At 54.4% G+C, this 25,287-nt stretch carries 34 protein-coding genes and 1 pseudogene; 19 read left to right on the top strand and 16 right to left on the bottom strand.

Going from position 1 to position 25,287, the window contains the following annotated elements; genetic code table 11:
- Window positions 1-39: 39 nt before the first annotated feature.
- The 7 genes from KVQ82_RS30900 to KVQ82_RS30930 form a co-directional block, all read right to left on the bottom strand.
- On the bottom strand, window positions 40-1,722 hold the full coding sequence (locus KVQ82_RS30900) for a DNA cytosine methyltransferase (protein WP_172693472.1): 1,683 nt from the start codon (window positions 1,720-1,722) through the stop codon (window positions 40-42).
- A 51-nt stretch (window positions 1,723-1,773) separates the two neighbouring features.
- The gene (locus KVQ82_RS30905; protein WP_172693471.1) at window positions 1,774-2,016 is read right to left on the bottom strand and encodes a hypothetical protein; all 243 of its coding nucleotides are present in this window, start codon (window positions 2,014-2,016) and stop codon (window positions 1,774-1,776) included.
- 134 nt (window positions 2,017-2,150) lie between these two features.
- Window positions 2,151-2,453, bottom strand: coding sequence for a hypothetical protein (locus tag KVQ82_RS30910; RefSeq protein ID WP_222019486.1), 303 nt, complete (start codon window positions 2,451-2,453; stop codon window positions 2,151-2,153).
- 5 nt (window positions 2,454-2,458) lie between these two features.
- Complete coding sequence (locus KVQ82_RS30915; protein WP_155511825.1) at window positions 2,459-2,755, bottom strand: hypothetical protein; 297 nt, start codon at window positions 2,753-2,755, stop codon at window positions 2,459-2,461.
- 38 nt (window positions 2,756-2,793) lie between these two features.
- Window positions 2,794-2,946 carry a hypothetical protein gene (locus tag KVQ82_RS30920; RefSeq protein WP_155511824.1) on the bottom strand — a complete coding sequence of 51 codons (153 nt, stop codon included), beginning with the start codon at window positions 2,944-2,946 and terminating at the stop codon, window positions 2,794-2,796.
- Window positions 2,947-2,948: 2 nt separating this feature from the next.
- Window positions 2,949-3,110 carry a hypothetical protein gene (locus tag KVQ82_RS30925; protein ID WP_169880999.1) on the bottom strand — a complete coding sequence of 54 codons (162 nt, stop codon included), beginning with the start codon at window positions 3,108-3,110 and terminating at the stop codon, window positions 2,949-2,951.
- Window positions 3,111-3,169: 59 nt separating this feature from the next.
- Complete coding sequence (locus KVQ82_RS30930; RefSeq protein WP_222019487.1) at window positions 3,170-3,388, bottom strand: hypothetical protein; 219 nt, start codon at window positions 3,386-3,388, stop codon at window positions 3,170-3,172.
- Window positions 3,389-3,597: 209 nt separating this feature from the next.
- On the opposite strand from KVQ82_RS30930, the gene KVQ82_RS30935 reads away from it, so the two are divergent.
- The 3 genes from KVQ82_RS30935 (at window position 3,598) to KVQ82_RS30945 (ending at window position 5,211) form a co-directional block, all read left to right on the top strand.
- A complete protein-coding gene (locus tag KVQ82_RS30935) occupies window positions 3,598-3,900 on the top strand; it encodes a type II toxin-antitoxin system RelE/ParE family toxin (protein ID WP_011475355.1) in 303 nt (100 codons plus the stop codon).
- Window positions 3,897-4,193 (top strand): addiction module antidote protein, encoded by a 297-nt coding sequence (locus tag KVQ82_RS30940; protein WP_172693467.1) that lies wholly within the window; start codon window positions 3,897-3,899, stop codon window positions 4,191-4,193. Before KVQ82_RS30935 ends, KVQ82_RS30940 begins: the two co-directional genes overlap by 4 nt.
- 589 nt (window positions 4,194-4,782) lie before the next feature.
- A complete protein-coding gene (locus KVQ82_RS30945) occupies window positions 4,783-5,211 on the top strand; it encodes a LexA family transcriptional regulator (RefSeq protein ID WP_054076689.1) in 429 nt (142 codons plus the stop codon).
- Between the two features lie 459 nt (window positions 5,212-5,670).
- On the opposite strand, the gene KVQ82_RS30955 is transcribed toward KVQ82_RS30945, so the two are convergent.
- The 8 genes from KVQ82_RS30955 to KVQ82_RS30990 all read right to left on the bottom strand — a co-directional run bounded on the left by KVQ82_RS30955 (window position 5,671) and on the right by KVQ82_RS30990 (window position 11,777).
- A complete protein-coding gene (locus KVQ82_RS30955; protein WP_222019489.1) occupies window positions 5,671-6,852 on the bottom strand; it encodes a DUF1173 family protein in 1,182 nt (393 codons plus the stop codon).
- 10 nt (window positions 6,853-6,862) lie between these two features.
- Window positions 6,863-7,225: a hypothetical protein gene (locus tag KVQ82_RS30960; protein WP_054076680.1), complete on the bottom strand. Its 363-nt coding sequence runs from the start codon at window positions 7,223-7,225 to the stop codon at window positions 6,863-6,865.
- Window positions 7,226-7,373: 148 nt separating this feature from the next.
- Window positions 7,374-8,006: a helix-turn-helix domain-containing protein gene (locus KVQ82_RS30965; RefSeq protein ID WP_172693493.1), complete on the bottom strand. Its 633-nt coding sequence runs from the start codon at window positions 8,004-8,006 to the stop codon at window positions 7,374-7,376.
- A gap of 408 nt (window positions 8,007-8,414) precedes the next feature.
- A complete protein-coding gene (locus KVQ82_RS30970; protein WP_172693492.1) occupies window positions 8,415-9,044 on the bottom strand; it encodes a recombinase family protein in 630 nt (209 codons plus the stop codon).
- Between the two features lie 265 nt (window positions 9,045-9,309).
- Window positions 9,310-9,726 carry a hypothetical protein gene (locus tag KVQ82_RS30975; protein ID WP_172693491.1) on the bottom strand — a complete coding sequence of 139 codons (417 nt, stop codon included), beginning with the start codon at window positions 9,724-9,726 and terminating at the stop codon, window positions 9,310-9,312.
- The gene (locus tag KVQ82_RS30980; protein WP_172693490.1) at window positions 9,723-10,061 is read right to left on the bottom strand and encodes a TrfB-related DNA-binding protein; all 339 of its coding nucleotides are present in this window, start codon (window positions 10,059-10,061) and stop codon (window positions 9,723-9,725) included. The genes KVQ82_RS30975 and KVQ82_RS30980 overlap by 4 nt, the downstream gene beginning before the upstream one ends.
- 8 nt (window positions 10,062-10,069) lie before the next feature.
- Window positions 10,070-10,993, bottom strand: coding sequence for a ParB/RepB/Spo0J family partition protein (locus tag KVQ82_RS30985; protein ID WP_172693489.1), 924 nt, complete (start codon window positions 10,991-10,993; stop codon window positions 10,070-10,072).
- 10 nt (window positions 10,994-11,003) lie between these two features.
- Window positions 11,004-11,777, bottom strand: a complete 774-nt coding sequence (locus KVQ82_RS30990) for a ParA family protein (protein ID WP_254170386.1) — start codon at window positions 11,775-11,777, stop codon at window positions 11,004-11,006.
- 938 nt (window positions 11,778-12,715) lie between these two features.
- Between KVQ82_RS30990 and KVQ82_RS30995 the strand changes: the two genes are divergently transcribed.
- Genes KVQ82_RS30995 through KVQ82_RS31070 form a run of 16 tightly spaced genes read left to right on the top strand, consistent with a single transcriptional unit; the run spans window position 12,716 to window position 24,685 of the window.
- Complete coding sequence (locus tag KVQ82_RS30995) at window positions 12,716-13,177, top strand: TrbC/VirB2 family protein (RefSeq protein WP_172693488.1); 462 nt, start codon at window positions 12,716-12,718, stop codon at window positions 13,175-13,177.
- Window positions 13,178-13,180: 3 nt separating this feature from the next.
- The gene (locus tag KVQ82_RS31000; protein WP_222019490.1) at window positions 13,181-13,474 is read left to right on the top strand and encodes a VirB3 family type IV secretion system protein; all 294 of its coding nucleotides are present in this window, start codon (window positions 13,181-13,183) and stop codon (window positions 13,472-13,474) included.
- A complete protein-coding gene (locus KVQ82_RS31005) occupies window positions 13,461-16,145 on the top strand; it encodes a type VI secretion protein (protein ID WP_260688138.1) in 2,685 nt (894 codons plus the stop codon). The genes KVQ82_RS31000 and KVQ82_RS31005 overlap by 14 nt, the downstream gene beginning before the upstream one ends.
- A complete protein-coding gene (locus KVQ82_RS31010) occupies window positions 16,145-16,828 on the top strand; it encodes a type IV secretion system protein (protein ID WP_042934861.1) in 684 nt (227 codons plus the stop codon). The genes KVQ82_RS31005 and KVQ82_RS31010 overlap by 1 nt, the downstream gene beginning before the upstream one ends.
- A gap of 27 nt (window positions 16,829-16,855) precedes the next feature.
- Window positions 16,856-17,068, top strand: a complete 213-nt coding sequence (locus KVQ82_RS31015) for a hypothetical protein (RefSeq protein WP_017124976.1) — start codon at window positions 16,856-16,858, stop codon at window positions 17,066-17,068.
- Window positions 17,061-17,465: a hypothetical protein gene (locus KVQ82_RS31020; RefSeq protein WP_222019491.1), complete on the top strand. Its 405-nt coding sequence runs from the start codon at window positions 17,061-17,063 to the stop codon at window positions 17,463-17,465. Before KVQ82_RS31015 ends, KVQ82_RS31020 begins: the two co-directional genes overlap by 8 nt.
- Window positions 17,453-18,316 (top strand): type IV secretion system protein, encoded by an 864-nt coding sequence (locus KVQ82_RS31025; protein ID WP_017124978.1) that lies wholly within the window; start codon window positions 17,453-17,455, stop codon window positions 18,314-18,316. Before KVQ82_RS31020 ends, KVQ82_RS31025 begins: the two co-directional genes overlap by 13 nt.
- Window positions 18,316-18,981, top strand: coding sequence for a type IV secretion system protein (locus tag KVQ82_RS31030; RefSeq protein ID WP_017124979.1), 666 nt, complete (start codon window positions 18,316-18,318; stop codon window positions 18,979-18,981). Before KVQ82_RS31025 ends, KVQ82_RS31030 begins: the two co-directional genes overlap by 1 nt.
- Window positions 18,982-19,007: 26 nt before the next feature.
- Window positions 19,008-19,799 carry a TrbG/VirB9 family P-type conjugative transfer protein gene (locus KVQ82_RS31035; RefSeq protein ID WP_172693485.1) on the top strand — a complete coding sequence of 264 codons (792 nt, stop codon included), beginning with the start codon at window positions 19,008-19,010 and terminating at the stop codon, window positions 19,797-19,799.
- Between the two features lie 2 nt (window positions 19,800-19,801).
- Window positions 19,802-21,085 (top strand): TrbI/VirB10 family protein, encoded by a 1,284-nt coding sequence (locus KVQ82_RS31040; RefSeq protein WP_017124981.1) that lies wholly within the window; start codon window positions 19,802-19,804, stop codon window positions 21,083-21,085.
- 9 nt (window positions 21,086-21,094) lie between these two features.
- Window positions 21,095-22,123 carry a P-type DNA transfer ATPase VirB11 gene (virB11, locus tag KVQ82_RS31045; RefSeq protein ID WP_017124982.1) on the top strand — a complete coding sequence of 343 codons (1,029 nt, stop codon included), beginning with the start codon at window positions 21,095-21,097 and terminating at the stop codon, window positions 22,121-22,123.
- On the top strand, window positions 22,107-23,009 hold the full coding sequence (locus tag KVQ82_RS31050) for a lytic transglycosylase domain-containing protein (RefSeq protein ID WP_222019492.1): 903 nt from the start codon (window positions 22,107-22,109) through the stop codon (window positions 23,007-23,009). The genes virB11 and KVQ82_RS31050 overlap by 17 nt, the downstream gene beginning before the upstream one ends.
- Before the next feature lie 29 nt (window positions 23,010-23,038).
- Entirely contained in the window at window positions 23,039-23,368 is a 330-nt protein-coding gene (locus KVQ82_RS31055) for a TrbM/KikA/MpfK family conjugal transfer protein (RefSeq protein WP_017124984.1), read from the top strand.
- Complete coding sequence (locus tag KVQ82_RS31060) at window positions 23,358-23,963, top strand: phospholipase D family protein (protein ID WP_017124985.1); 606 nt, start codon at window positions 23,358-23,360, stop codon at window positions 23,961-23,963. Before KVQ82_RS31055 ends, KVQ82_RS31060 begins: the two co-directional genes overlap by 11 nt.
- Window positions 23,964-23,977: 14 nt before the next feature.
- Window positions 23,978-24,460, top strand: coding sequence for a hypothetical protein (locus KVQ82_RS31065; protein WP_172693483.1), 483 nt, complete (start codon window positions 23,978-23,980; stop codon window positions 24,458-24,460).
- A gap of 45 nt (window positions 24,461-24,505) precedes the next feature.
- The gene (locus tag KVQ82_RS31070) at window positions 24,506-24,685 is read left to right on the top strand and encodes a hypothetical protein (RefSeq protein WP_222019493.1); all 180 of its coding nucleotides are present in this window, start codon (window positions 24,506-24,508) and stop codon (window positions 24,683-24,685) included.
- A gap of 100 nt (window positions 24,686-24,785) precedes the next feature.
- Here KVQ82_RS31070 and KVQ82_RS31075 read toward each other — a convergent pair.
- Window positions 24,786-25,287, bottom strand: a pseudogene (locus tag KVQ82_RS31075) (site-specific integrase); the annotation flags it as partial.

Genomic DNA, 25,287 nt, shown 5'->3' on the forward strand with positions numbered 1-25,287 from the left:
CGTAGGCCGGGAAGGTAGCGCCCCATTAGGGGCGCGGTTTTATGCTGCGTTATCGAGGTGATTGGCCAAAGACAGCCCGACAGCTACAGGCCGCACCCATACCGGCATGTGGCTAAGCAAGAAGGTTTCTCCTTGCTTGGCCAGCAGAATGGTTTGGGCCATTACGCCGGCGATGGCTTCGGCGGCGTCCGGAGGAACCGCATTGCCGATACGTTCCCGCCATGCCTGATCGCTCAACCCGTCCAGCTCTAGCATTTCCTCCGGTTCGACAAGGCTTTGCAGTGCTGCCATTTCCAGTGTGGTGAAAGGTCGGTGCCATGTGCCGTCAAGGCTTCTGATCACACACGTCAGGCGCTCATTCGCTGCAGGCATGCGAGGATCTGCAACACTCCAACGGCCATTGTCCAAGCGCGCACTGGCGGATACAGCACCTGCGGTGCTGTCCCACGGGACTACGCCGTAATGCCCCCCAGTTAGGTAGGCATCCCCTTTGACGCGGCGCAGACCGGAGCGCGGATCCTGTACCGCAAAGGCCCCCTGCCCTGTTGTGCTTCCCGCAATCACAGTTCGGGCTGATCCATCCCAACGAGTAACGTTGTATTTGCCGTGGCCTCCAGCTGCGCCGCGCGGATCCGCCACGCTGAAAGTGCCTTGACCTGGTGACTTGATGCCGATGATCGCGCCGCTGGTGTCCTCCCACTTGCGCACGCCGTACTGGTGGTATTGGGGAGCGTCTGCAGGGCTGCGCGGATCGGCGACCGAAAATGCGCCATTGGTTGGGCCTGATTGGCCCGCCACGGTGCCGACTGACTTGTTCCAGGCGTTGACACCTAAGTAGCCGGAAAACGCCTCTGGCACGATCACAAAGTCCCGCAGATATCCGTCTTCGATAGCCAGTTGATCAAGGCTGCGCCAATCCTTGCCAGCTTCGACAAGGGCGAGCCGTACCCATGTTTTCCATTGCAGCGAAGGCACACGGTGCATCGGGCCTGCGCGCTCGATGTCTCCCGGCATTGGCATACGGCCAAGGACGGCACCAACTGACTGCAGCGACTTCTTCTCAGGTTCGTACAGAAACGGCGGAACCTTCTCGATGTGCCGGGCTACCAGCAAGAACCGTTTGCGACTTTGGGCCAGCCCGCCCAGTTCGCCGCAATCGTGGGTTGTCTCCGCAACGGCATAGCCGAAGAACTCTAGGATCTGGCCAATCTGATCCAGCAAGTGACGACCACGGCTTGCAAGTCGTGGCACGTTTTCGAACACGATCAAGCTAACCGGGTTGTGCTGCCATGCCTCGCACATGAGCCATACGCAGCGTAGCGTCAGCTCGTTCAGCGCCTGATATTTGGGGGTGAGGCTCAAAGCCTCGGACAATAGGCCGGATGCGCCTTTGCATGGGCTGCTGATGAACACTACGTCAGGATCTTGGTAGCCAGCTGCGCGCCGAATGTCGTCCGGCGTAGCCTCTCGCCAGTCCGATGGGGGCTGTTTGCCATGAAAGGCGATGTATTGCTCGCGGGTGAACAGATCCATCTGTGTACCTGGTACACCTGCCAAACGCTCAAAATCTTTGAGCGCTCCAGCGTCAACGTCGACGCCACCCACGCAACGCCAATCGGCCTGCAGCTTTCCGACTACCTGTTTGTTTTGATTGAAACCCTTTGCCCCGCCGCCTAGACCGCAGCAGAAATGAAAGTGCTTGAGCACGTACCTGATAGGCATGATCGCATTCCGTCACTGATGCCCAGACCGTGAGGTCTGGGCGTGCTGAGGTCAGATGGCTGAGGCTGTTGCTTCGGCCATGTCGCGGAAGATTTCGGCGTGCAGTTCCAATGGGAACTCTGCGAGAACTTCGCGCTGGCCGATGCCGGAACGCTGCGCGACAACCATGTACAGGGTGACGGTGGAAGGGATTTGCCCAGGACGGGCTTGGTAGGAAGGTTCAACGGTAAAACCGCTGTAGTCGCGAAGGTTTTTCGCATCGCTGAAATACAGGAGGTGGGTTTCGGTAGTCATTGGTTGTATCTCCTTCGAGTGGCTTGGAGCGGTTGCCGCCGCTTTGTTCCAAGCTGCCGAGGCGGGATTGCCTCGACAGATTCATTATCTCAAAGGATCGATACGGAGTCAACTATTAGTATCATCCGATTTTACTAAGATTTGTTTTTTTGCTTGTCATCTTTGTTGCACAGATAGTCGGCAACGATGAACGTGGAGAGAAAACCGGCTGCAATGCCCAGTGAGCTTGCAAATGCTGAGCAAACACTTAGCCACTCTTGTTTGTTTGTTAGTGCAAAATCATTCACCAAGGATCCAATGCCGCCCAGGAAGATCAAAAAGAGCGCACCGCACCCGACCATTGAGGCTATGAACATGCCATCCGTTTCGGTTTTGCGTTTGGGTTTCTCAGCGTTCTGCATGCTCGTTGGAGCTGGGGTGTTTTGATTATTTCTCACGGTACTCATCCCTGATCATTGATCGATTTAGGGGCTGGAGTGCAGCCCAGTTCGCGGGGGCCTGCAAGCCGAGCGACATAACGCGGCTTCGGCTTGCGGGTCCAGTCGTTGTCTTTCGCACATTGTGCAGCATCACCACTTGAGCGCGCACGCACGTACATGGTGTGAATGACTTTCTGTTTCCTGCCGGTATGAGCGATTAGATCAACCGCGAAGGTCTTCCACTCTTTGTCTTTCCAGAATGCGTGAGCGTCAGCCTCGTCGCCGAACAACATACGTTCTTGGCGTGGTGTCTGATTCATGATTGCACCCGAATGCCCGGCGAACCGGGCTTATCGAATTAGTAGTCTGTGCCTGCCAACAGCACGTTCCAAAGGTCGCCGCTCACAAAGCGCAACTGGCATTTGACGCCTTGAGCGCGCAGCGCGTCTCGCTTTGCAATGGCGAGGGTAAGCGGGATTTCAGTGAGCCCAGCCGGTTTAGTCGTGGTCATGATCAGTACCCGAGCCAATGCATCACGTCGCGGGATTTGTACTCGGTGTGGTCGCCCAGCTCGTCAACGAGATCTGCAAAGGCGAGGGAATGTTTTTCGCACTCGGCCATTGCCTCACTTCTGCTGACCACGGTGTCTTCGTCGAGGGCTTCATCAAGTGTCATGGGGTTCACCTATCTGATTGAGGCACCCGGCGCACACACACGCCGGGCGCTTGAGGACGTTATTCGGTGTCGTCGCCTTCCAGGTCACTGAGACTCGGTGCCAGGTCGACCAACGCACGTTTCCCCTTTGGATCGATGACGGTGAATACGCATGCGCTACCTGGTTCCCCATTTGCGACGTGCTTGGCGAAATACTGTTTCGCAACAGCTTGCACCGCTTCTTTCGGGCCACCTTTTACATCAACGTCCATTTCCCAAATTACTCGATGAACAGCCATTTCAGTCTCCTTCGCAATTCGCTTGGGCGGTTGCCGCCGCTTATTCCAAGCTGCCGAAGCGGGGTTGCTTCGACGGAGAAATTATCTCAACATCTCAAACCATAGTCAACCTTTAGTATCATCGAATGAGACTAATAATTTACTTTCTCGCATGCGAGAAACAGTGAATCCGCTTGACCGACTGTCACATATATAATACACTTTACCCCATGAAAACGATTATCCAAACCGCCACTTACATGACTTGGGAACGCAAACTGCGTGACAAGAAGGCCAAACTGATTATCGCGGCGCGGGTGTTGCGAGTTGCCCACGGCTTGCTCGGTGACGTGCAGCCAGTTGGTCAAGGCGTCAGTGAGTTGCGAATTCATCATGGCCCCGGCTACCGGGTGTATTTCCAGCAGCGCGGCGATCAGTTGGTCCTATTGCTCTGCGGTGGGGATAAAAGCAGTCAAGCGCGGGACATTGAGACCGCTAAAACTCTGGCAAGCCAGTGGAGTGAAGACGAATGAAAGAACCCATTTACGAATACGACCCAGCGGAATTACTCACCGATGCCGAATCTATCGCCATTTTCATGGCTGATGCTTTTGAATCGGGGGATGCATCATTCATCGCGCAGGCGCTGAGCGTGGTAGCTCGCGCCAAAGGCATGACCGCAATTGCAAAAGAGGCAGGCGTTACCCGCGCACACCTCTACCAACTGAAAAACGGCAACCCCACATTGAAAACCATGATCGGGGTCATGCGTGCGGTTGGCCTGGACATGACAGCAAAACAACACGTCGATATAGCCCACGGCTAAACGCCCGAACAAGCCCGCCATAGAGCGGGTTTTTTATCGAATCCACTTGCCAACGCCGCTCTGCCGGTGCTGCTTGGATGCCGAGGTTTGGGAGCGGGAAATAAACGCTTCTAAAGCAGCAGCCGCAGGCTGCATCAAGCCTTTGGGGAACTGGAGCGCGCTGCCGGTGGTGGGTCTGCTCGTCAGCGTCGGTAGGTCGCGGTAAGCCCGGACTATCCAGAGCCTGGCCGCGTGCAAGGGGTCGTGGAATACCGCAGGCGCGCAGCGACAAGGATATGCCGCGAAAGCCCCTTGCAGGCAAGGCCAGGCGGCGGATAGGCCATTGGGGCGATCCGCTACCTACCGATGCTGATGAGCCTACCTGGTGATGCGGAAGGACCGGCAAGCGGAGCGCGCAGGCCGCAGGCCGGAGACGTGAGGATCGAAGCCCGAAGGGCCAAGACCCGGCGCGCTTTTGGCCGGGGCTTGGTTCACGAGAGCCGCCCCCCAAAGGGGGCACGCATGAGACCAGTCGTCCATTCCATCACGTCATGCTGGCTGTTGTGCATCAGCTGAATTACTGTACATGCAAACAGTATTTCGGTGATTTATGAAAGTCGTATCCATCCAACCACTTTTAGGATCTGGTATTCCGCTGCAGATGTTGTCCTGCAGCGCTGCCGGTGGGTTTCCAAGCCCTGCAGCTGACTACTACGAACCCCCCATTTCACTCGATGAGCTGCTGAACATCCGAGCGCCACACATTTGGATTGTCAAAGTCGAAGGCGACAGCATGCGCGAGGCGGGGATTTTTACCGGCACTCGCCTCATCATCGATCGTACCGTCACTCCATGTCCTGGTCATATCGTGATGGCCTACGTTGATAATCAACCGCTGGTGAAACGCTTGGGCAAGTCACCTGCAGGTTGGCTACTCGAATCAGCGAACCCCGCTTACAAGCCCGTTACTCCTGACGAATACAGCACTGTGGAAGTATTCGGCGTTGTGACCTGGAGTTTGTCGCCTCATGAGCTTTGAAAAGCGCCGTCCCGTCTTCGGCCTGGTCGACGCCAACAGTTCTGGACCCTAACTAACCGTTAGTATTGATTCTAGCCATATAATTCAATGCTTTAACCGTGGTAACTATTTTTGAGTTTTTCGAGCGTGTCCTACTGCTCACCCTAAGTGTAAAAGGTTGCAATCGAAAACGATCGTGCTAGCAATCGACGCGATTTCCAGCGCAGCCGGTCGTGCTTCTGCGATAGCAGTTTCCTCCTCTTCCGCGACATAGAGAACGACTTCGCCGCGTTTGTTGACGCGTCCTGACGCGGATGCTCTTTCACCTCGGCGCAGTAGTCTTCCCATTGCTCTGTCCTCGTCGTTTGGCCCCATTCGTCCGAGTACCGAACGTAGAGGCCATGAGCGTTGACTAGGTGTAGCGACCTGCATTTGAAAACGTCCCGACCTGCAATCAAGGCGATTTTCGATTGCAGGTCGCTACAGGTAGTAACTGGCCTTCACCTCTTTACGTGCCAGATATTTCGGATCGGAACGGCCATAAACCTCCATTGGATACTCAGTGCCGGCACTGGAATCCATCAGCCAGAAATCCGGGAATACCTGGTCTTCGCTTGAGTCGAACCGCAAGGGTTTGACGAATCTGCGCGATTGCTCCCGCAACCTCGCCTCGATCACAGCTTCGTAAGAGGAATCGACCGGAATCCATTCGTCACTGACCACCATCAACGCGACATTGAGCGCCTGTGCTTTGCCAGGCTCGCTGGGCTGGTCGGTCTGAACAATGGCAATGACCCGCCGTCCCTGCCGCCAAGCCGAAAGCTCACGCTTGAATCGCCGCGCAACTGTCGCCCAAATATCCTCATCCATGAACATCCGTGGCACCCCGTTGAACCCTGTAATGGTGAGATAACGAGCTGCGGTTTTTTCGCGTTCTTCGGTGTGGCCAGCAAGCGGCGCGATCACCAGCAAGCGGCGGTTGTTTTTGATTGCGCTCTTGACCTTCCGCTCATTGGCGTCGGCCTGAACCCCTTTTGATCCTGCAGCGATGACCAGCGCATCACCGATCCGCATTCTCGATGCAAGCATTCGATCTGCAGCGTCTTGCAACCTACTATGAACAAGGCCCAAGCCGCGCTTACCAGCCATGCCCGGCGACCAGGTGTTGAGCCCGGCTTCATTCCAGAGCAGGTGTAACAGGCCGAGTAGGGTCATGGCTGGTTTTGTCGCCTTGCCGCTGCCCGAGCTGCTGCCAGTCGCCTCGGGGGCTTGCCCAGTATCTGCGGGCTCTTTCTTGCGCAGTGATAGGGTGAGCTTGATCTTTAGATCATCCTCGGACGTTTCTTCAACTACGCCTTTGCTGTACGAGCCAAGGCCCGATTTATCGGGATCTGGCGAGTAGTAAACGCAATCCAAGGCGTGTTCGGCGCCGGTGCGTGGGTAACGGGAAAGGTGGAATGAATCGTTGTCCGACATATGCCGGACAGCAAGGAGGCGGCATCCAGTGCCTGGGCATTGGCAACTGACCGTCGCTTGTTTGTGCGCTTTCTGCAGTACCGCTTTCCATGCAGCTGCATAGCTGGCCTGAGTCTGAAACTGTTCGCTGTAGTGCTTGACGGAATCACCGTGAGCGATGGCCACGGCGTATCGTTGATCAGACATAAAATCCCTCCTATGTCTCGCCGTTGACCTTCGACAACGCAGTGCGTGCCAAGCGTGCTATTTCTGCCTTGGCCACGTCCGCGACAGCTTCCAGCCAACGAGGGAAAAACTCGTCGAATGTGAAGTCAATGACAGCACCATCCTGTGGGGATTTGGCGCTGCCTAAATCTATAAACTGCGCGGTGTCGCCGATTCTGCAAAGGTCGTAGGGATCGTCCTGCTGAAACCAATCCAGAAATGCGGCCGTAGGGCCGTGTTCGACCAGAACCTCATAAACGTCATGGTCAGGGCCCGTGAAAAAGTCATCGGGTCCATCGCTCTGGCAAACCTCTTCCACATGCCGGATCCGAGCCCGGACATAGCTTGAACACATTGGTTAGATCTCCGTGTGGTTGATTACGCCATATTGGCGCGCTCTGTAATTACCCACGGCCCCGGTGTATGATGGGCACGTGGATTTTTGCTCCTTCGCAAAAAACCTAGAAACCCGCAAGCATTGCCGTGCTGCGGGTTTCGTCATTTCAGGGTTCCTTCTTTTCGCTGTGTGGAATCGATGGCATGTCAGGCAGGTCGACGCCATCTAGCGAGTCCTGGGCCGGTGGTTCCATACCTGGGCCAGATGGCAATTGGATCTCGCCGTCATTCATGGTCGGCAATTGCTTGAGTTTGTCACTGCCGAGATCCGCTTGATCCTCAGACGATATAAGTACCCGAGCGTTGAAACGGGCGTACTGCAGGTTCTCGCGCTTGTCTGCCCACGCGATCCGGCTGTTCACTACATAGGCGAGTGTTCCCCCACGCTGGCCACCGACACTGATTGTCTGTATCCAGTTGTGCTTGGCCAGAACACTGATCGCCCGTTTCGTCGTCGCAATGGATGTGTCCATCATCTTGGCCAACGTCGATTGGCTGACGATCAAAGCCCCTGATTTGTCCATGTGCTGGACAATGATATGCATCAGTTGTCCGGCTCTTGGTGCTTGAGCAATGAGAGCCGCCCAAGCTTCGTGACCTGCGCGTTCGGTCTGAACCCATGTGCCGCGTTGTGTCGGTTGGACCAGTGCGCGGACTTCTCCTTCTTCATCGATCATCATGCCTCCGGCGAGCTGTTTAAGCGTGTTAGATATCGTGCAAATTTGGAAGATATCGAACATGATGGGGTTATCCTAGCTCATCTGGTGAGCGATAGGTAGTGCATCCATGCACGTTATCTCTCACGAAATGAGGGATATCGTTCATGGATGAGCGAGGGGTAGCTCATGGGGGGGTAGCTCATACAGTGAGCTAACTTCGCTCACAGATAGTGAGCGAGGGTTAGCTCATGGATAGTGAGCGATGGTGGTGCAAAGTATGTGAACTGAGGTTCGCTCAAGTCATGAGCTAGGTAATGCTCTGGAAGCCGCGTAATGCAAGGGCTTCTAAGTCGTGGTTCTTATGATCTCTAACCACTTCGGCCTCTGCTGTGGATGTGAGGCCGTCAAAGTCGCCTGCCGGCGGCGGCCAGTCGTGAATGATTGACAGACTCCGGCTACGCCTCCGCTAGTCATTCATTCCCAACCGGCTCAACTGGATACACCTTCGCCCAGTTCGTCACGAATTCGCATCACAGTCGTTGTTGAACAAGCAGCATGGCGGGCAATTGCACGGATACCTAAGCCAGCGGCCAGAAGCTCCCCAACACGCTTGCGTAACTCCAGATCTGCCGGTCTGCCCTTATAGACTCCTGCGGCCTTCGCCTTGCTAATGCCTTGTGACTGTCGTTCACGACGCTGCAGATAATCCTTCCGGGCGATTGCCGCCATCATATCGGTCATCATCGAATTGATAGCGGCCAACATCCGGTCGGTGAACTCGTCACCAGATGGCAACGTGAGTCCCTGGTAACTGGTGGGAAGGTCGACAGCTACGATTCGCAGGCCACGGCTGTCTATTGCTGATCGCAATGCTCGCCAGTCCTGGTCATTCATACGAGACAGCCTATCGATAGCTTCAACCAGAATGACGTCACCACGGCGCGCATCATTCAGAAGGCGTTGAAGCTCTGGCCGATCTGCAAGCGTGCCGCTGATGTTCTCCATGTAACTGGCAGCGATAACTTTTCCATGGCTTGCAACAAATTCTTCCAGCTGATCGCGGGCACGGCTGGCGTCCTGATCCTCGGTCGAGGCTCTGAGGTATGCGCGGACGAACAAGGGAACCCCCTCTGTATCATTTTGGGTGTATTCGTCTCAGTGTATCAGAAAGGCTGTCACTTAATGTGGATCGTTCGAGCAGTTTGAGAGCACCGCTGTGTCGTACCTGAGATATACCCAAATATGACAGAACGTACGCAATGCGACGGGTCAACCCATCACATTGATTACTCGCTTTTTGGGTCAGACGACGCGGAGGTGGAGTTGTGATTAGGTCGAGAGGGAATATCCCCTGTACCGTACGATACAGGGGCAGGCATTACACTTAGCGGTTCCATGCTTCTCTGAGCCGTGTCAAAACCGGCGCAATATTTTCAACAGCTGTTCGTTGGTCTGACGTAGCTCTGATCAGCTCCATCGCATCCACAACCGGTTTGTACTGCTGATCAGCTTTCTCCTGGCCAAACTGCTTCACCAGCTCGGTGTGGCCAATATCTGGCAATGACAGCGGTTTTGTCTGCTGTGCCTCGGTCAGAGCCTCGCGGGCTTTCTTGTGAGCGAGTTCGGCGTCAGTCAGTTTTTGATAATGCTTCTGCCGCTGGCCTTGGTCGGGTTCAAATTCCGCAGCAAGTTGAAGCTGTGCCATCAGCCACAATGATTTGTCGATACGGCCAACAGCCTCGGTCAGAGGCTCAAGAATGGCTGTCAGTTCTTTCATGGTGACTGGTTTGTCGTTGTTCATTGGTCAAGATCCTTTGTTGTGATTGAGTGCGTTTGCCAATAGCGCAATCGTTCTGCGTCTGCTTCCTTGACGAAGCGATCGATCATGTCGGTGGGTGCGCAGATCTGCGCACACTTCCATCCCTCGGGCGTCTTTAGGAGATACGCTGAGTAAATCTTGTCGCGGATGGCGAGTGCCCGTTGTTTCGTGAGCCCATGGGCATTGGCAACGGCTACAAGCCCTTTTCCCTCGACTAGCAGCTCATAGGCCACGTCGAGGTTACGGGCGTGCATCTTTGATGATGAGCGGATCCGTTCGAACTCATCGGGCGGAATTCGCAAGTCCTGGTCAGACATTCGGCCACTCATTCCGGCGCTTTCCAGTTCTCTGCTTGCGCGGCCCGAGCTTTATCCAGTTCGGCTTTCAGATAGTCGACTTCGGACTGCAGCGTCTCAACCTGGGCGGCCAACACAGTATTGGCTTCTCGCAGTTTGTCGAGTTCATCATCGAGAAGGGCAGGGCCTTGTGGTTTCTGCTTAGCTTTCGCTCCGCCGTGAACGCGCAGGGCTTTGGTTGTGCGTAGAGCTGTTCGCACTTCGGTGCGCAGGTTCATATCTGGATTGGCGTCTGCGCGCTGTAGCAGGTCAGTGGCTGCCTCATTATCTAAACGGTCAAGGCGGGCCAGGTCATTGACGGTTGAAATGTCCGCAGTGATGCCTTTCGTTACAGCGTCACGGCTAGCGCCGTCACTGGTGACGTTCTCCAAGTAAGCGATGCGCTCGGCTACCCAGTTCAAGCTCTTGTTCCATTCGTCAGCCACGGCTTGCAGCGTGCCCAGTTCTTCCTTGTCAGCCTTGAGAGCGATTGCAATGTCCAGCTGAGTAAGGTTTTCGCTGTGTACGTTCTCCGAACGCTGGATCCGCTTGGCTTGTGCGTCAGTGAGTTCACGCACGACCGCCTTGAGCAAAATACCCTTCATTTCGCATGCCAAATACCGTCGCTCTCCCGCGACCATCAGGAACTTGAATCCTGATTCCGGGTTTGGGTGTGGCCTGAGAATTGCGGGTTCGATCTGGCCGTTCTGCTGAATGTCGTCGCCCAGTTCCTCAAGTGATTCCTTGGTGAAGCCTGGGTTATTACGATTTCGGATCTGTTTGATGCATTGGATTTCACCAGTGCTTACCCCGATGATGGTTTCCCCATCGTTGAGCGCCGGTTTCTTCTGAAAGTCCGAAAGTTTCTTGGCAGTCGCGGCGGCGACCCTGCCGAACGAATTTGGCTTTGTCATGGCATATACCTCAGTTTGACCAGACCTTCTCAAGAACAGCGGCGCAGGCAGATTTCATTTCTTGGCCAGCGGCTCGCTGGCTTCCTGATTTGGCTTTCCACCAGACAGGATTTCCATTTGCGAGTGCTTTGTTGATGCAAGGGCGGTGAACGATATGTACCGGGAACATGGCATCGCCGTAGTCGTCCCGAAGGCTGGGCAGCAATTCAAGTTCTTCGCTTGAACGGCTGTTGATCTGGTTAGGGAGAAACCCGAGGAACTGCAGTTCAGGGTTGTATTGCTCACGCACAGCTTCGATTGTGGACAGAAGCTTGGGCATACGAGCGAGGGTAAAGGCGCTGATATTGAACGGGGCTACGACTGCATCAGATGCTGCAAGGGCCGCAATCATTCGGCGCTGCAGGTTAGGCGGCGTATCGATCATGCAAAGGTCAAAGTCAGCGGCGAAATGATCCAGCGCACCTTTCAGATTGGTCACGATGCTGAGGTCCATGTCGTCAACATCAAGCAAGGGAACGTCGGCTTGAATAAGCCAGATGTTCGGTGCGACCTGGCGGGGGTACAAGCCCTTGTATCCATCGGTGAACAACATGCTGGATTCGAGATAGGGTGTATCGTCGCCGTCTTCAACAGGCGGGTAGAACTGCGAGAGATCACCCTCATCGAGGTCGACAACAAGAACACGTTTACCCTGTTCGGCTGCGAGGCTCACAAGATGGACTTCAATAGTCGTTTTGCCTACGCCGCCTTTCTGGTTCGCCACGGTTGTGACTTTCATCGCCATGGGTATTCTCCGGTGAGCGTTGATTTGTGTGGGACCATCCTTGCACGGGTAAACCCCTTGGTCAACACCTAAAAAGGGTTTACTCATTGTTTTTCTCGCGTGCGAGAAAATGACCGCTTGGTAAAATCCGGGTCGGGTCAGCAGGTCTATAGAGCGGGGTTGTTTCCTTGCGCATCTGTGCCAGCTGATCAAGGGCAACGGATCAGGGCGGCTCCTTTCCGTTGCCCGACCCCTCTAGCCCGCGCATCGCAACCGTTCGTCCCCTTTCCGTAACAAAATGTATTTCCCGTTGTCATTAGCGCGTGAAGCACTGTCTTGGTGCCACTACCGCTCATTGCGAGGCTCGTTCCTCGCATCATCAGATGACGTGATATGGAAATTCGTCGACCAATCAATCACTTATAGAAGCTGAACCGTTTCCGGGCTGATGCCTGGGGCTAGACCTTTCGTCTTTTATCTACATGGATCCAAATTTATCGCAATGAAACATTGATTTCGTGAAATGAAAGTCTTATTCTGTGTCACGAAACAAGCATTTCATGGATTAAAACTCCAAAGAGGGAAGAAATGAGAGGTGGGATCTAGATCAAAAACGTGTGGGACTCCAGTATCGCCCCTGTATCTAGTCAACGGTTGCCCAGGGGAAATGATGCAGAGCCTAGACAAAAGAGAGCTGGCGGTTTTCGCCGTCGCACAGCCGGATTACCGAGTCGTTCTTGAGGAACGAATCGAAAGCGACGGACGAAAGTGGGTATTAATTATTGAAAGTCCTTCGACTGGACAGGTTTACAACGTTGTAACCGCGTTAGGGAAAACCAGGTTGTTCAAGAATGCCGATACTGCTATCGACTTCATAAAGGAAACCTGCCCTAACAATCCTTTTAGAGTAATAACAGTAACGTACGGGGGTTCCCCGTCATGATGAAAGAGGCAAAGGTATGCAATCTCAAACTTCCAAGGTTACACGAAACGTAGAAGGACTTAACAAAGAAACTTGGCGTACTTGGCTCAAGGCCAAAGCTTCACAAACCCTGCAAAATGTTCTCTCTCAAAAGACCCCGTCGCATAAAGCGATGATGCGTAATGACTGGATGGCCAAGGCTACCAAGTTCGCTACGCTGGGGTCGATTCTCTCGCTCGCCCTGATCCCTGAATTTGCCAATGCCGCAATGGATTTCAGTGGATTGAAGAACATGGCAAAGGACTTCGTGTCCTTCCTCATCTACGACATTGGTTACTACCTGGGGATCGCGGCCATCGCGTTCTGTGGTTTCCAAGCGAAGTCCGGTCGTATGTCGTGGGGCCAGTTCGGCTGGGCCGTGTTCGGCATCTTCCTGGTGTTCTTTGCACCAAGCATGGTCGACACGATCAAAGAAGGCGCTCAATCAAGCTTGAGGTAAACCATGGCCGAGCAAGATCCTGAAGAAGGTGAAGTGCTCGTAGTGACGATGGCCCGGCCATCAATGGTGGGGCCGTTTACCTTATCGAGCATCTTGATCAGCCTTATAACCCCGGTGTTAGCGGCACTGTTGATTCGTTCACTTTACCCGCTAGCAGCAATGCCGATTCTTTTTGCGGCTGCCTACTGGATATGTAGCAAAGACGTTTACCTATTCGGTGTGATTAAAGCGGCATTCACGTTGAAAGGATCGCCGCTACGCAAATTATGGGGATACAGAAGTTATGCGCCTCGTTGATAAAGCTTTCAATAAGCTAGTGCGGAATATGGACCTTTCGCTTGGTGTCCAACATCCAGAGGGTTCCGATCAGGATCTCGATGAGTTGGTGGTCAGCGATATGGTGCCGTATGACGTGCACTACGATGATCAAACCGTTATCACCGGCGAGGATTCGCTTGTGCAGGTCATCAAGATTGATGGCCTGATGTTCGACTCACTGACCAGTGCGCAAATCAAGCTGTTTGAAGAACGTCGCAACACTGTACTTCGCACCGTCGCGAGCAGTGATTTGGCCATTTATGTCCATGTCATTCGCCGCAAAGTCGTGGATTTCCCGGAAGGGCAGGGCGGTACTTGGTTCTCCAAGTATTTCAATGCCAGGTTGCGGAAGCGCTACGAGAGCCGTGGCTTCTACGTCAATGAGATCTATATCTCGTTGGTGCGCAATCGCTTCCGCTCTGGTGTTCCTGGACTCATGGACAAAGCCGTTGCATTGGTTACAGGTAACGGAGCTGCAGACGAAGCGGGAGAGACGCACGAAGCTATGGCCGACTCGCTGTACAAGGCTGCAAACCTTGTACTGCGTGGCCTTTCCGATTACGGCGCTACCCGCCTTCGCATTCAGCGTCATCCTGCCCAAAGTAACGGGATGGTTGATCGCGAAGCTGCCTACCAAGCGGTGTCTCGTTTCCAGTGGAAATGGGATGACTTCAAGGTTCACCTTGGCGATCACGCTGAGTACGACGCCGAGGCGGTGTATGACTACCTGGGCGAAGAATATTGCGAGCTGAGCAGTTTCTTTAACTACCTGATCAACCTTGAGTATCGGAAGGTTCCAGTCACGGACCTGAAAATCAAGGAAGTGCTGCCGTATGCCCGTTTGAATTTCCGTATCTTGTCCAACATGTGCGAGATCCGGGGCAGTACGTCTTCGCGTATTGGTTCTATGTTGAGCATGGCCGAATGGCCACGCCGTACCCCGTCGCGAATGATGAATAAGTTTCTCCAACAGCCAGTTGAATTCATCATCACGCAGTCGTTTTTCTTCGAGAACCGTATCGAAGCTGAATCGGCCATGATGGATGAAACCCGCCGCCTGAGTGTCGCGGACCCGCATAAAATCTCAGAGGACGATGCCAAGGAACTCGCGGAGGGGATTCGTGCGCTGCGCCGTGGCGATACTGTCAACGGCAAGCACCACTTGACCATTTTCATTCACGTTCCGTCTGTACCGAACACCAGTCCTGAGAGCCGCAGAGCCAATTTGAAGCGGCTAGACACTGCTGTTGGATTGATCGAGGGGTGCTTTGTCGACCTGAACGTCAAGTCCGTTCGCGAATGGCTGGCCCTTGAGACGTTCTACTGGTCGCAGCTACCTGGTCAACAACAAGCTCTTATCGGGCGTCGTGGGAAGATCAAGTCGACCAACTTTGCGGGATTCGCGTCGTTGCATAACTTTGCTCGCGGGCGTCGTGACGGAAATCTGTGGGGCCCAGCGATCACGGCTTTCGAAACGGAAAGCGGTACTCAATACAACTTCAATTATCACCGCGAGCTGGAAGGGATGGTCGCTGGCCATACCGGCGTGGCCGCAGGCACCGGTTCGGGTAAAACCGCACTGATCGCCGAGACCGTCAGTGAAGCGGATAAGGCTTTGCCGGTTGTGTACTGGTTTGACATGCGCTACGGAGCCACGGTTTTCATGATGGCCATGGGCGGTGTTCATTCCATTCTTTCCCCGCACAACAGCATGGGTTGGAACCCATTCAAATTGCCTGACACGCCGGAGAACCGCGCATATCTCATCGATCTGCAGATCCAGATGCGTGAGTGCTACGCAAGCACACCGACCGAAGCTGACGATATCAAGCGGTTCAAGGATGCAGTCAACGAGAACTACGATCTGCCTTACGAAAACCGCCGTTTGCGCAATGTTGTGTGGACCTATGGTCACGGTGCTTTGGCCGACATTATGGCCATTTGGCACGGTGCCAAAGGGATCGAGGGGGCAAACGCCGGCGTATTTGATAACGAGGACGATAACTTCGATCTCAGTAAGTCTCGGCACTACTGCTTTGAAATGTCGGAACTGATGAAAGGTGGTGATGCTCGCCCTGAGCTGCCTGTCGTCATGAGCTACCCGCTGCACTGCATTGAGCAGGCAATGAACGGTCGCCCATTCATTTTGGTGCTGGACGAAGGCCAGAACCTGGTCAAGAACGAGTTTTGGCGCAACCGGATCGACAATTTCATCATGCAGATCCGGCGTAAAAACGGCGTGCTGATCTTCATCACACCTGACGCCAAATATTTCCATAGCGAAACGGACTCCATCGACAAACAGACCGTGACCAAGATCTACCTGGCCAGCGACTCCGTGAAAGATGAGGACCACAAAAATCTGACTGAGGAAGAAAAGAAGTGGTTGCGCGAGCTGAACCCTAAAGACCGCAAGTTTTTGATTCGTCGCGGTCAGGAATCGATTCGTGCGTGCTTCGACCTGTCCTCTGATAACCCTGACGAAGACTTGTCCGATTTCATTCCGGTGCTGTCTTCAAACGATGTTGGTGTGGCCTTGATGTACTCAATCATCGAGCGCTTAGGCACCAATGACCCGGAGGTCTGGGTGCCAGTTTTCATGGCAGAAGCCAAGGCCAACAACACCCACAACTTGAAGGCGATTCGATGATGACTATCAAGAAACTACGTTTGGCTATCGCAGTAACGATTGCGATCAGTGGTCAGGCAGGTGCTACCGGCGTACCAACCGGTGACGCAGGAACATGGGCCGCACTCGCGCAGAACCTGGCCAAGCTGGAGCAGCAGTACAAGACGCTGAAAGATCAGTACGAAGCTCAAACCGGGATTCTGAACAACATGCGGGGTTCGTATGGCCGTGGTGCTATCGGCCTCAACGACGCTATCAACTCCGCGTCGGTGGTGCCTGGCTCCTGGCAGGAAGTCGTATCGCGGCAAAATTCCGGTGCCTATGGCAGCAAGCAGTCGTATTACGAAGAACTCATCAACACGTTGCCGCAGGAGCTGTTCGCCAATCCAGAAAGCAACCGCGCTCGCGGCTACCAACTGAGTTCTAACTCTGTTGTTGCAGCCATGTCGGCTGGTGAGGCGCTGTACAGCGAGGTACAGGTTCACTTGAACAACCTGACCACCCTTTCGATGCAGGTTGATAGCACTACCAACTCCAAGGATGCAGCAGACCTGCAAAACCGCATTGCCGCTGAGAACGGCATGCTCACGTCCGCCCAGTCCAAGCTGCAAGCGTTGAATATGAACCTGCAGGCGAATCTGGCGAATCAGGAAAACCAAGCAACGTCGCAGAACGAACAGTTCTTCCGTTGGAAAAAAGACTAATTCTCGCGTGCGAGAAAAGGAGACCACATGAAAACTCTTTGGCTGATTCTCAAGATCCTGACCGTACCAGCATGGGGCCCACTGTGGCTGTTCTACCGGTTTGGCAAATTCATGCTGCTGCTCGTCATCGTGTCCGCTGCTTCGGGCTGTGTGACCAACACCGGGAAGATCGATAAGTCCCCATGCGCTTGTGAATTCAAACCTTTCGTCATTCAGGCCAAGGAGGCCAGCAATGCCTAAGTTCTTTACCGTCACTAACACCGTCTGCGTGTTGATCGGTGGGTTTGTCGTAGGAACCATCATCTACGTCAACACCACGACCTATCAGTTCGGTAATGAGGCTCCAGCGGCAGCAAATGGTGATTCTCCGGTGCATGTCGAAACATCGTCGGGGAACCCTCTGTTGAAAGCATCCAAGGCCGATGTGGCCAGGTGGTTTCCGGGGACGTGCTTCGCTGAGATCTACATGAAGAACCCATCGTACAAAGGGGGCTTGATCGCTGGCTGCATCGACAAAACGTCGAAAGAGATCAAAGCCGAAACGGGCGCGACTCTTGGTGCTGACGACTTCCGTACTCCCGAAGTCCTCACGCACTTCAAGTCTGTATATGGGGCATCGAATCCATGGCGGACCTAACCCTCAAGGGCTTGATTGGATCGACCGACGAAGTGACAACCAGTTTTGTCGCCGAGGTCTTTCCCAATCTCGCCTCTCTGGTAGAGCCTCTGGTGTGGACCCTTGCGGTCGCATACTGGGTGGTCCTGGGCATTCAGACCTACAACGGCAAGATCAATGTTGCGCCTTGGGATATCGTCAAGCGGGCAATGTTGACCTTCCTCGTCTTCCTCACGCTGAACTGGTCCTCGGGTGGCTCTGCGCTCTATCAGATTTGGGGTGCGTGGACCGAGAGCATCGCAGCTCAGATCATGAGCCGTGGTGTAGACAGCACGTCGATGCTTGATGCGCTGTATGTGAACGTCGGTCAAGTCGCCAGTACGCTGATGAACGTTAGCTGGAGACAGTTCGGCATGATCATCATGGGCTCGGGGTTGTTCATGCTCAATTGCATCATGTTTGTCGCTGCAATCTTGAACATGCTGATCGCTAAGTTTGGTGCCGCAATTGTGATGTCGATTTTGCCAATTCTGGTCGGGTTTATTTTCTTCGAACAGACAAGGCAATGGACGATGAGTTGGTTTAGCAAAATGCTGAACTTCTCATTGATTTATATCCTGTCGATTGCAATCGTTCGCTTTGGTTATTCGATCTTTGGTCAGGCGATTGACGAAGTAGCCAACACAGCAACCATAACGGATGCAGCTCTGATTACCGCTCAACAATGGGGAACACTGGTAATTGTTGAAGGCGTGCTGATCATCTGCTTGTTACAAGTTCGTGGTTGGGCTGCAGCGTTGGCAAGTAGTGCAACGGTTGGTGGTTCATCACTCGCGATGATGGCATTGCGCACTGTAGGGTTGGGTAAATAATGGATAAAGAATTCTCGAAAGAAGAGCAAGCCCGCCGTAAACGGGCGCTCGAACACAAGAAAACCAGAGAGGAACGTAATCGTGCGTACTACCTGGTAGGTGCTATGTCTTTGGCTTTGCTCGGATCTGCATTGGCAATCGCGTTCCTGGCTGAGTCGAAAACCTTCATCAACGTGGTAACTGTCATCAGCGCCCAAGGAGAAGTGCTCAAACAGCGTACCGTCACGGCAGAGAACGTCGACAAGGAGCAGGCAATCATCGAAGGCGTTCTGTTCGATTTCATCCGTGCTTGCAACACCTTCGATCCGCGCCGCAAGCAACAGCTGTCGGATACCTGCCATACGTACATGACTCGCGCTGTCGCTGACGAATACGAAAAGGACATTAGCCCGGATAACCCGCGCAATCCCTACGCATTGCTTGGTGAACGTGACTGGATCGAAGCTCAACCAATCCGGATGAACAAGATTGGCGATGAGTATCAAGTTGCCTTCAAGTCAACTAACCACAAGTGGGGTGATAAAGAGCCTACGGTTACTTCCTATCTGGCAACTATCAAGGTTGCACATACGATGATTCCAAGAGCTTTGGGTGATCGTTGGGAAAACCCGTTCGGAACCCTGGCAACTTTATACCGTAAGAGTGAAGAACTGAGCCGCCAGTAATTCATTCCCCCACAAGGAAACTAATCATGAAAAAACAGTTCGTTCTACCGACAGCTATTGCCTTGAGTTTGACTCTTTGCGCATTTACCGCAGAAGCAGCCAAGTTGCCGCGAGCGCTTTCCTCTGATAACCGCGTTAAACAAGTGCCGTATGACCCGAACCAAGTTTACGAGCTGGTAGGGACGTATGGCTATCAAACCTCAATCGAGTTTGAGGCGGACGAAATGGTCAAGGTCGTTGCGCTTGGTGACACGATCTCTTGGCAAAGCATGCCGTTCCGTAACCGGGTTTTCTTGAAACCGGTGGAAGACAACGCAGACACAAACATGACGGTGATTACGTCAAAGCGGACGTACTACTTTCAGCTCAACAGCTCTAAAGCCAAAACGGGTCAGTCGTACCTGATCCGTTTTGTTTACCCGACCAGCCGGGTTACGTCCCTAAACGATGCATCGGAAGCTCCAGCAACAGCCACTGCCGGGCCAGTTACCAGCACCGGTACTCCAACCTCTCCGAACATCAATTACGGCTACTCGGGTGATAAAGAAGCCATTGGCCTGCAGGGCGTGATGGATGACGGTCAGTTCACAAAGTTTCTGATGAAGAAAGGCCAGGACCTACCTCAGTTTTACCGCGTGCTGCCTGACGGCACTGAAACGATGGTCAATGCACACCGCGAGGGTGATTACTGGGTCGTGCAGCGCCTCGCAAGCATGTTCGTCGTGCGCAGCGGCAATTCCTACATCTGCGTTGAAAACCTGGCGAATCCGTACAAGCGCACTGTTACTCGGGGTGCGCGTGATGGGGGAGGGGCATAACCATGGCGAAAGATCCGAACAAGCCAACTGATCAACAAGCGGAGAAAACCCGCGAAGAAGAAATGGCCGAATGGAACGAGTCGCAATCGAACTCCATGTTGAAGGCCGGTCCTGGTAGTAAGCGCAGCGGCATTTTCATGATTGGTGCTGCTGTTGCTGCGTGCGGCTTTGTCTACTGGCTCAAGCATGACAATGGTGAGCCCGCTGCCCCAGCGAAACAGGACGAAATTGTCGCTGCTGAACGCAGGAAAGTTCAGGATCCTGCACCCAAGCGCGAGGCGGCAAAGGTCAAGCCCGTGACGAACGAAGGTGAGCCAGGTGCACCGGCTGACACTCCACGCACTACTGCTGAGCGAAATGCCCAGCAGGAAGGTTTGAGCGAGGCTGAAAAACGCCGCCAAGCATTGGAAATGCAAGAAGAGCTGGAGCGCAGAAAAATGCTCGCAGCTCGCCAACGCTCCGCGATTTTCGCGACGGCCAAGGATGATGGCTTTGCACAAGGTCGCGACGTTGAGGATCCTGGTCAACAGCAAGCCGGTGGTTCGCTGTTGGGTGGCAACTCGGGTAATTCCGGGCGTGTATCCCGCAACGTCAACGAGAGTTTTGCATCGTCGACCTATTCCAGCGGGGTGCCAGTAGCCAAAGCGCGCGCTTTGGAGAACCTGCAGTTCAAAGTTCTGCAGGGTGCTGTCATCGAAGCCACTTTGCAGCCGCGTGCGCAAAGTCAATTGCCCGGCCAGATCTGCGTGAGCATTTCGCAGGATGTTTATGCAGCAGAAGGACGCCGAGTGATGATTCCTTGGGGATCGCAGGTATGCGGCAGTTACAACGCCAGTCTTGCACCTGGCCAAGAGCGCCTATTCACCGTTTGGAACTGGCTGCGTATGCCTAAACTGCCTGGCCGCCGTGCGATGGAAATTCCGTTAGACAGCGCCGGTGCCGATCAGCTTGGGTCAGCTGGCCAAGGAGGCGTTGTCGACAATCACTGGGCGCAGATCTTCGGCGTTGCAGCTGCTGTTTCGATCATCGGTGCAGGGGCCTCCAACAGTGGCGTTTCCTCCGGGGATCAAGACAACTCGGCGTCTCAATATCGCACCCAAGTGCAGGAAGCCGCCGCAGAGTCGTCGCAGACCATTCTCAGCCGTTACGCAAACATCCAGCCGACAGTCACGGTTCCGCATGGCTCACGTGTAGTGATCTACCTGCAGCGTGATTTGGACTTCACCGAACAGTTCGCCGAGGACGCCAAAGAGGCTGACAACGGCGGCGTGAAATTCATCAACTGAGGAAGTGGCATGTCTGAGATTGCTTCGTTCCGCCAAAAGCTGCGTAACTTCGACTTTCTGCTCGATGACCCACAAGTGTCTGAGATCGCTATCAATGGTCCGGGCAACGTCTGGGCCGCATATCGCGGGAGCCGGTTCATGCGACCGGTTGCCGTGGAAGGCGTCAGCCTTCCGCTGATCAAGTCGCTCGCCGAGCTGATCGCGGCGCATACAGAGCAAGAGGTCAACGCCTATACGCCAATCCTGTCCGGTCGTATCCCGATGGACATGAGCGACCACGTAGCGGATTCGGAACGTGGTGATTATCGGGTGCAGTGCGTGCTAGCACCTGCCGTCGAGCAACATGTCGGCGGCATTGTGTGTATTCGTAAGCCTGGCCGCATTCAGATGACGATGGATAAGTACATCGAGTCGGGTGCGTTTGATCAGATCAACGAACCGCGTACACCTGGTCAGTACAGTGATGATCACCTGATCGAACTGTTCCGCGCCAAGCGCTGGCCAGAGTTTTTTATCGGCTGCGTGAAAGCTCATAAAAACATCATGATTTCGGCGGGTACGAACGCTGGTAAAAGTACCTGGCTCAACATGCTGTTGGATCACGTTGATCCGAATGAGCGCATTGTCACTATCGAAGATACCCGCGAGATCCGGCTCAAGAGCGAGAACGTGGTTCACCTTCTCTACTCGCGTGGTGGACAAGGTAAAGCCCGTGTAACTCCGTTTGATCACCTTGAATCGATTCTCCGTCTGACCCCCGACCGGGCAATCATGGGCGAGCTGCGCGGTGCAGAGGCTTACCCTTACCTTGAGTTGTTGAATACGGGCCATAGCGGCTCATTCAGCACAATCCACGCGGATAGCCCCGATTTGATGTTCGACCGGCTTGCGTCGATGGCATCGCGGGGTGGATCGGACATGACCAAAAACCAACTGGTTGAATTCTCCCGTCACCTGATCGACGTGGTGATTCAGTGGGAGTACGGCTTTGATGGCCGTCGCTACATCACGGAGGTGCAATATGCAAAAGCTGCCTAAGTTCGCGTTGGCCATCCTTGCGTCCGCCTGCCTCGTCGGCCAGGCCACTGCCGACGAAGCCCAGCCAAAACGCTTTTCGGAACTTGCGGCCAAGTGCGCGCCGAACGTTCACGCATCGACCCTCAAAGCGTTGATAGGCAACGAATCGTCATTCAACCCATATGCCATTGGCGTGGTCGGTACTCGGCTGGAGCGTCAGCCCCAGTCGCTGAGTGAAGCCGTTGCGACGGCTGAGCAGTTGGAACGCGATGGGCACCGCTACGCGATGGGCTTGGGGCAATTGCTCGTTACGAACATGCGCGCCCGGGGCCTGAGCTATCAGGACGTTTTCGAGCCATGCCGCAACCTGCAGGCGATCAGCAATTTGCTGATCGAGTATTACAGCCAAGCCCTTAAAACCAGCAGCACGAAGCAGGAAGCGTTGTTGAAAGCGACCTCGATGTACTACAGCGGGAACGAGCTTCGCGGTTTCAAGCCTGACCATCCTGGTGAAATGTCATACGTTGAAAAAGTGGTCGACCGTGCGAGTCACCCTACACCGGAAGATCCGATTGTGCCTGCATTTGACGTGCAGGAAGCCGCGCAAGCGATTCCCGTTGTCGCTAGCACCCAATCACCGGCAAAGGCCCGTAAACGCGCTCAGGGGGCCTCTGAGCAGCCTGCAGGCCCATGGCTGACCTTCACGGATGCCAATGGACAAGCCGTTGCTCAAGCACAACCTCAAGCACAGCAAAAGCCGCAGATTCAAGTCCAGTTAGATACCGGCGATGCGCCCGAGGAAAAACGGCAGTTCACCGCATTCGAAACCCCGACGCCCAAAGCTGAGCCAGCGGCAATGCCTGAACAGCAGCAGTCGGCCCCTTCGTTCGTTCAAATAATCAATTGATTTCTCGCATGCGAGAAAAGGAGACACCTATGCGCAAACAACTTTTAGCTTTCGTGGCGACTCTCGCATTTGCAGGCGCTGCCCAAGCAGGCGCGCAGCCCCCAACTGATTTCTCGTATGGACAAAACAGTGATGAGGACGCATGCGGCGCAACCCTTTGCCTGCTGGGTATGAGACACGATGGTGACTGTGACAAGTACCTCAAGCGTTACTTCGGCATAAGAAAGTACAAGCACGGCGATTTCAGCCCGTCCAGGACTGCAGCAGCCCGTGGGGACTTCGTGGCGCAGTGTGTCGATGATCAGGCCGGGGCCAAGAAAGCCAATGACCAGTGGGGAGGCTCGTTCAATGGCTTCTAAGTCGCCCATGTTTCGTGTACTGGCGATCACTGCGATGTTTGGCGTGGTGTCGCCATTCGCTTGGGCTGATCAGGCCAAAGAAGCAAACTCCCCTGCAGTGGCTAGCGATGTTGACGGTGCCCGGCGCATCGAGGTTGGTTTCTCGCCGGAAGGTTCAGCACGCGACCTGGTACTGCGAACAATTGATTCAGCGTCCAGCTCGATCAGGTTGTCGGCCTATATGTTCACAAGCCCGGATGTTGCGAAGGCACTGATCTCTGCCAAACAGCGTGGCGTCGATGTGGCGGTGGTTGCTGACTACCAAGGCAATCTGCAGGGCAATGGATCCAGAGCAGGCAAACACGCACTGACGCTATTGGTGCGTGCTGGAATACCCACACGGACTATCAGCACCTATCCCATTCACCATGACAAATTCATTGTCGTCGATGGGCGAGCAGTAGAGACGGGCAGCTTCAATTTCACCGCTGCCGCTGCGAAGAGCAACAGCGAGAACGCATTGGTGGTTTGGAACGATGCAGATCTCGCTGAGCAGTACCTGAATCACTGGCAAAGCCGGTGGGATCAGGGGAAAGCCTTCAAACCGCAGTATTGAGCGAGGGTCTACAGATGGAAAAAGATGAAAGCCCAACGGACAAGGATCGTTCCCTACAGGGGGAGCGAGGCGCTTATCAGATGGAAAGCGTAAAGCGACCTGGTGATCCCGTCGCGGCCCCTGTGAACACGTCGAAGCTGAATCCTCAAGACTGGCCAACGGCCCATAAGCGCAGCAGTGAACCGTCTTTTGAACTGTTTCAAAAGTATGGCCCGGCCATTCAACCGGACATTGGCAGGGCCTATGAAGGCCCAATCGTCCACCGCGATTCTCAGTCGTTTTATCAAGCAGCACGGGTCAATGGTTATGACGTTCTGATCGAACACAAAAGAACGTCGCTCAACAGCATTCAAGCCAGTTTGTTCACCAACGACAGGTCATTGAACATTCGTTATGTATCGGAGACCGTAGGGATTGCGAAGCCAGCGCTGGAGCTTGATGGGCGTCGAACACCAGAGCATTTGCCAAAGGGTCCAGCAGGGATAGGGCGGGTTTAAACCGCATTTCAGTTGTTACAGATTGGATAGAAAAAGGATTCGAACATGGCCAAAGAAGACGTTACTCAAACCACTTACACCATCAATCAGGAAGGCAAAGAGCGTCAGTCGTTCACCGATGCGAAAGCGGCGGGAGCGGCATGGTTCAAGGCCGACTTGAACACGAAACCGATGATGTTGGGGGCGTGCCGAGATAAGCCAAAAATTAGGACATTCGTTCTGTAAGTAACTGTTTTTAAGGGAACTGCTCATGTGCTGCGGAAGGACGGTCGAGAATAGAGGGTGGCCACTTGGGATTCTAACCAGCCCTGCTTACAAACCTTGGCTACGGTTTGCGTCGTAATAACGAGCCAGCCGCATTCTCCTCGAAAGCTCCAGCTTCCTCGATATAGCCGTGTACGGTGCCATCGTGCCGCCAGCCACCCTGTCGTTTGATCTCAAGGAAATCCGCCCCAGCCCGATGCGCACTGGTAGCCAGTCCCCGACGCAGACTGTGGCTGCTCAGTTCGGGCACATACAACAGCCCTGCGGCTTCGGCACGTGCCGTCAGGATGGTATTCACGCTGCCCTCGTGCAGTGCCACCTCGCCGAGTACGCCCCAGCGGCTGATGCGCCGGAACAGTGGCCCTGAACGATCTGAGCCGCGTCCAACCACCGGCGTAGCGCTGTCGCGGGGCAGCAGATGCTGTCGCCGTATGGGATCGCCTTGTCGAGTCCCTCGCCCTCCTGATCGGTCTTGGAACGGGGCAGCGTGATCCGTAGACCTTCCTGCTCCCACTCGAGGTATTGCATCTCCAGCGTGACCAATTCGCTGCGCCGGAACGCAC

Source organism: Pseudomonas sp. AO-1, assembly GCF_019775695.1.
In the GTDB taxonomy this organism is placed as follows: Bacteria; Pseudomonadota; Gammaproteobacteria; order Pseudomonadales; family Pseudomonadaceae; genus Aquipseudomonas; species Aquipseudomonas parakoreensis.

Excerpts from the sequence above, each read along its gene's own strand:
- KVQ82_RS30900 (WP_172693472.1), bottom strand. The coding sequence starts at position 1,722 with ATGCCTATCAGGTACGTGCTCAAGCACTTTCATTTCTGCTGCGGTCTA.
- KVQ82_RS30905 (WP_172693471.1), bottom strand. The coding sequence starts at position 2,016 with ATGACTACCGAAACCCACCTCCTGTATTTCAGCGATGCGAAAAACCTT.
- KVQ82_RS30915 (WP_155511825.1), bottom strand. The coding sequence starts at position 2,755 with ATGAATCAGACACCACGCCAAGAACGTATGTTGTTCGGCGACGAGGCT.
- KVQ82_RS30920 (WP_155511824.1), bottom strand. The coding sequence starts at position 2,946 with ATGACCACGACTAAACCGGCTGGGCTCACTGAAATCCCGCTTACCCTC.
- KVQ82_RS30925 (WP_169880999.1), bottom strand. The coding sequence starts at position 3,110 with ATGACACTTGATGAAGCCCTCGACGAAGACACCGTGGTCAGCAGAAGT.
- KVQ82_RS30930 (WP_222019487.1), bottom strand. The coding sequence starts at position 3,388 with ATGGCTGTTCATCGAGTAATTTGGGAAATGGACGTTGATGTAAAAGGT.
- KVQ82_RS30935 (WP_011475355.1), top strand. The coding sequence starts at position 3,598 with ATGAAAACGATTATCCAAACCGCCACTTACATGACTTGGGAACGCAAA.
- KVQ82_RS30940 (WP_172693467.1), top strand. The coding sequence starts at position 3,897 with ATGAAAGAACCCATTTACGAATACGACCCAGCGGAATTACTCACCGAT.
- KVQ82_RS30945 (WP_054076689.1), top strand. The coding sequence starts at position 4,783 with ATGAAAGTCGTATCCATCCAACCACTTTTAGGATCTGGTATTCCGCTG.
- KVQ82_RS30955 (WP_222019489.1), bottom strand. The coding sequence starts at position 6,852 with ATGTCTGATCAACGATACGCCGTGGCCATCGCTCACGGTGATTCCGTC.
- KVQ82_RS30960 (WP_054076680.1), bottom strand. The coding sequence starts at position 7,225 with ATGTGTTCAAGCTATGTCCGGGCTCGGATCCGGCATGTGGAAGAGGTT.
- KVQ82_RS30965 (WP_172693493.1), bottom strand. The coding sequence starts at position 8,006 with ATGTTCGATATCTTCCAAATTTGCACGATATCTAACACGCTTAAACAG.
- KVQ82_RS30975 (WP_172693491.1), bottom strand. The coding sequence starts at position 9,726 with ATGAACAACGACAAACCAGTCACCATGAAAGAACTGACAGCCATTCTT.
- KVQ82_RS30980 (WP_172693490.1), bottom strand. The coding sequence starts at position 10,061 with ATGTCTGACCAGGACTTGCGAATTCCGCCCGATGAGTTCGAACGGATC.
- KVQ82_RS30985 (WP_172693489.1), bottom strand. The coding sequence starts at position 10,993 with ATGACAAAGCCAAATTCGTTCGGCAGGGTCGCCGCCGCGACTGCCAAG.
- KVQ82_RS30990 (WP_254170386.1), bottom strand. The coding sequence starts at position 11,777 with ATGGCGATGAAAGTCACAACCGTGGCGAACCAGAAAGGCGGCGTAGGC.
- KVQ82_RS30995 (WP_172693488.1), top strand. The coding sequence starts at position 12,716 with ATGCAATCTCAAACTTCCAAGGTTACACGAAACGTAGAAGGACTTAAC.
- KVQ82_RS31000 (WP_222019490.1), top strand. The coding sequence starts at position 13,181 with ATGGCCGAGCAAGATCCTGAAGAAGGTGAAGTGCTCGTAGTGACGATG.
- KVQ82_RS31005 (WP_260688138.1), top strand. The coding sequence starts at position 13,461 with ATGCGCCTCGTTGATAAAGCTTTCAATAAGCTAGTGCGGAATATGGAC.
- KVQ82_RS31010 (WP_042934861.1), top strand. The coding sequence starts at position 16,145 with ATGACTATCAAGAAACTACGTTTGGCTATCGCAGTAACGATTGCGATC.
- KVQ82_RS31015 (WP_017124976.1), top strand. The coding sequence starts at position 16,856 with ATGAAAACTCTTTGGCTGATTCTCAAGATCCTGACCGTACCAGCATGG.
- KVQ82_RS31020 (WP_222019491.1), top strand. The coding sequence starts at position 17,061 with ATGCCTAAGTTCTTTACCGTCACTAACACCGTCTGCGTGTTGATCGGT.
- KVQ82_RS31025 (WP_017124978.1), top strand. The coding sequence starts at position 17,453 with ATGGCGGACCTAACCCTCAAGGGCTTGATTGGATCGACCGACGAAGTG.
- KVQ82_RS31030 (WP_017124979.1), top strand. The coding sequence starts at position 18,316 with ATGGATAAAGAATTCTCGAAAGAAGAGCAAGCCCGCCGTAAACGGGCG.
- KVQ82_RS31035 (WP_172693485.1), top strand. The coding sequence starts at position 19,008 with ATGAAAAAACAGTTCGTTCTACCGACAGCTATTGCCTTGAGTTTGACT.
- KVQ82_RS31040 (WP_017124981.1), top strand. The coding sequence starts at position 19,802 with ATGGCGAAAGATCCGAACAAGCCAACTGATCAACAAGCGGAGAAAACC.
- virB11 (WP_017124982.1), top strand. The coding sequence starts at position 21,095 with ATGTCTGAGATTGCTTCGTTCCGCCAAAAGCTGCGTAACTTCGACTTT.
- KVQ82_RS31050 (WP_222019492.1), top strand. The coding sequence starts at position 22,107 with ATGCAAAAGCTGCCTAAGTTCGCGTTGGCCATCCTTGCGTCCGCCTGC.
- KVQ82_RS31055 (WP_017124984.1), top strand. The coding sequence starts at position 23,039 with ATGCGCAAACAACTTTTAGCTTTCGTGGCGACTCTCGCATTTGCAGGC.
- KVQ82_RS31060 (WP_017124985.1), top strand. The coding sequence starts at position 23,358 with ATGGCTTCTAAGTCGCCCATGTTTCGTGTACTGGCGATCACTGCGATG.
- KVQ82_RS31065 (WP_172693483.1), top strand. The coding sequence starts at position 23,978 with ATGGAAAAAGATGAAAGCCCAACGGACAAGGATCGTTCCCTACAGGGG.
- KVQ82_RS31070 (WP_222019493.1), top strand. The coding sequence starts at position 24,506 with ATGGCCAAAGAAGACGTTACTCAAACCACTTACACCATCAATCAGGAA.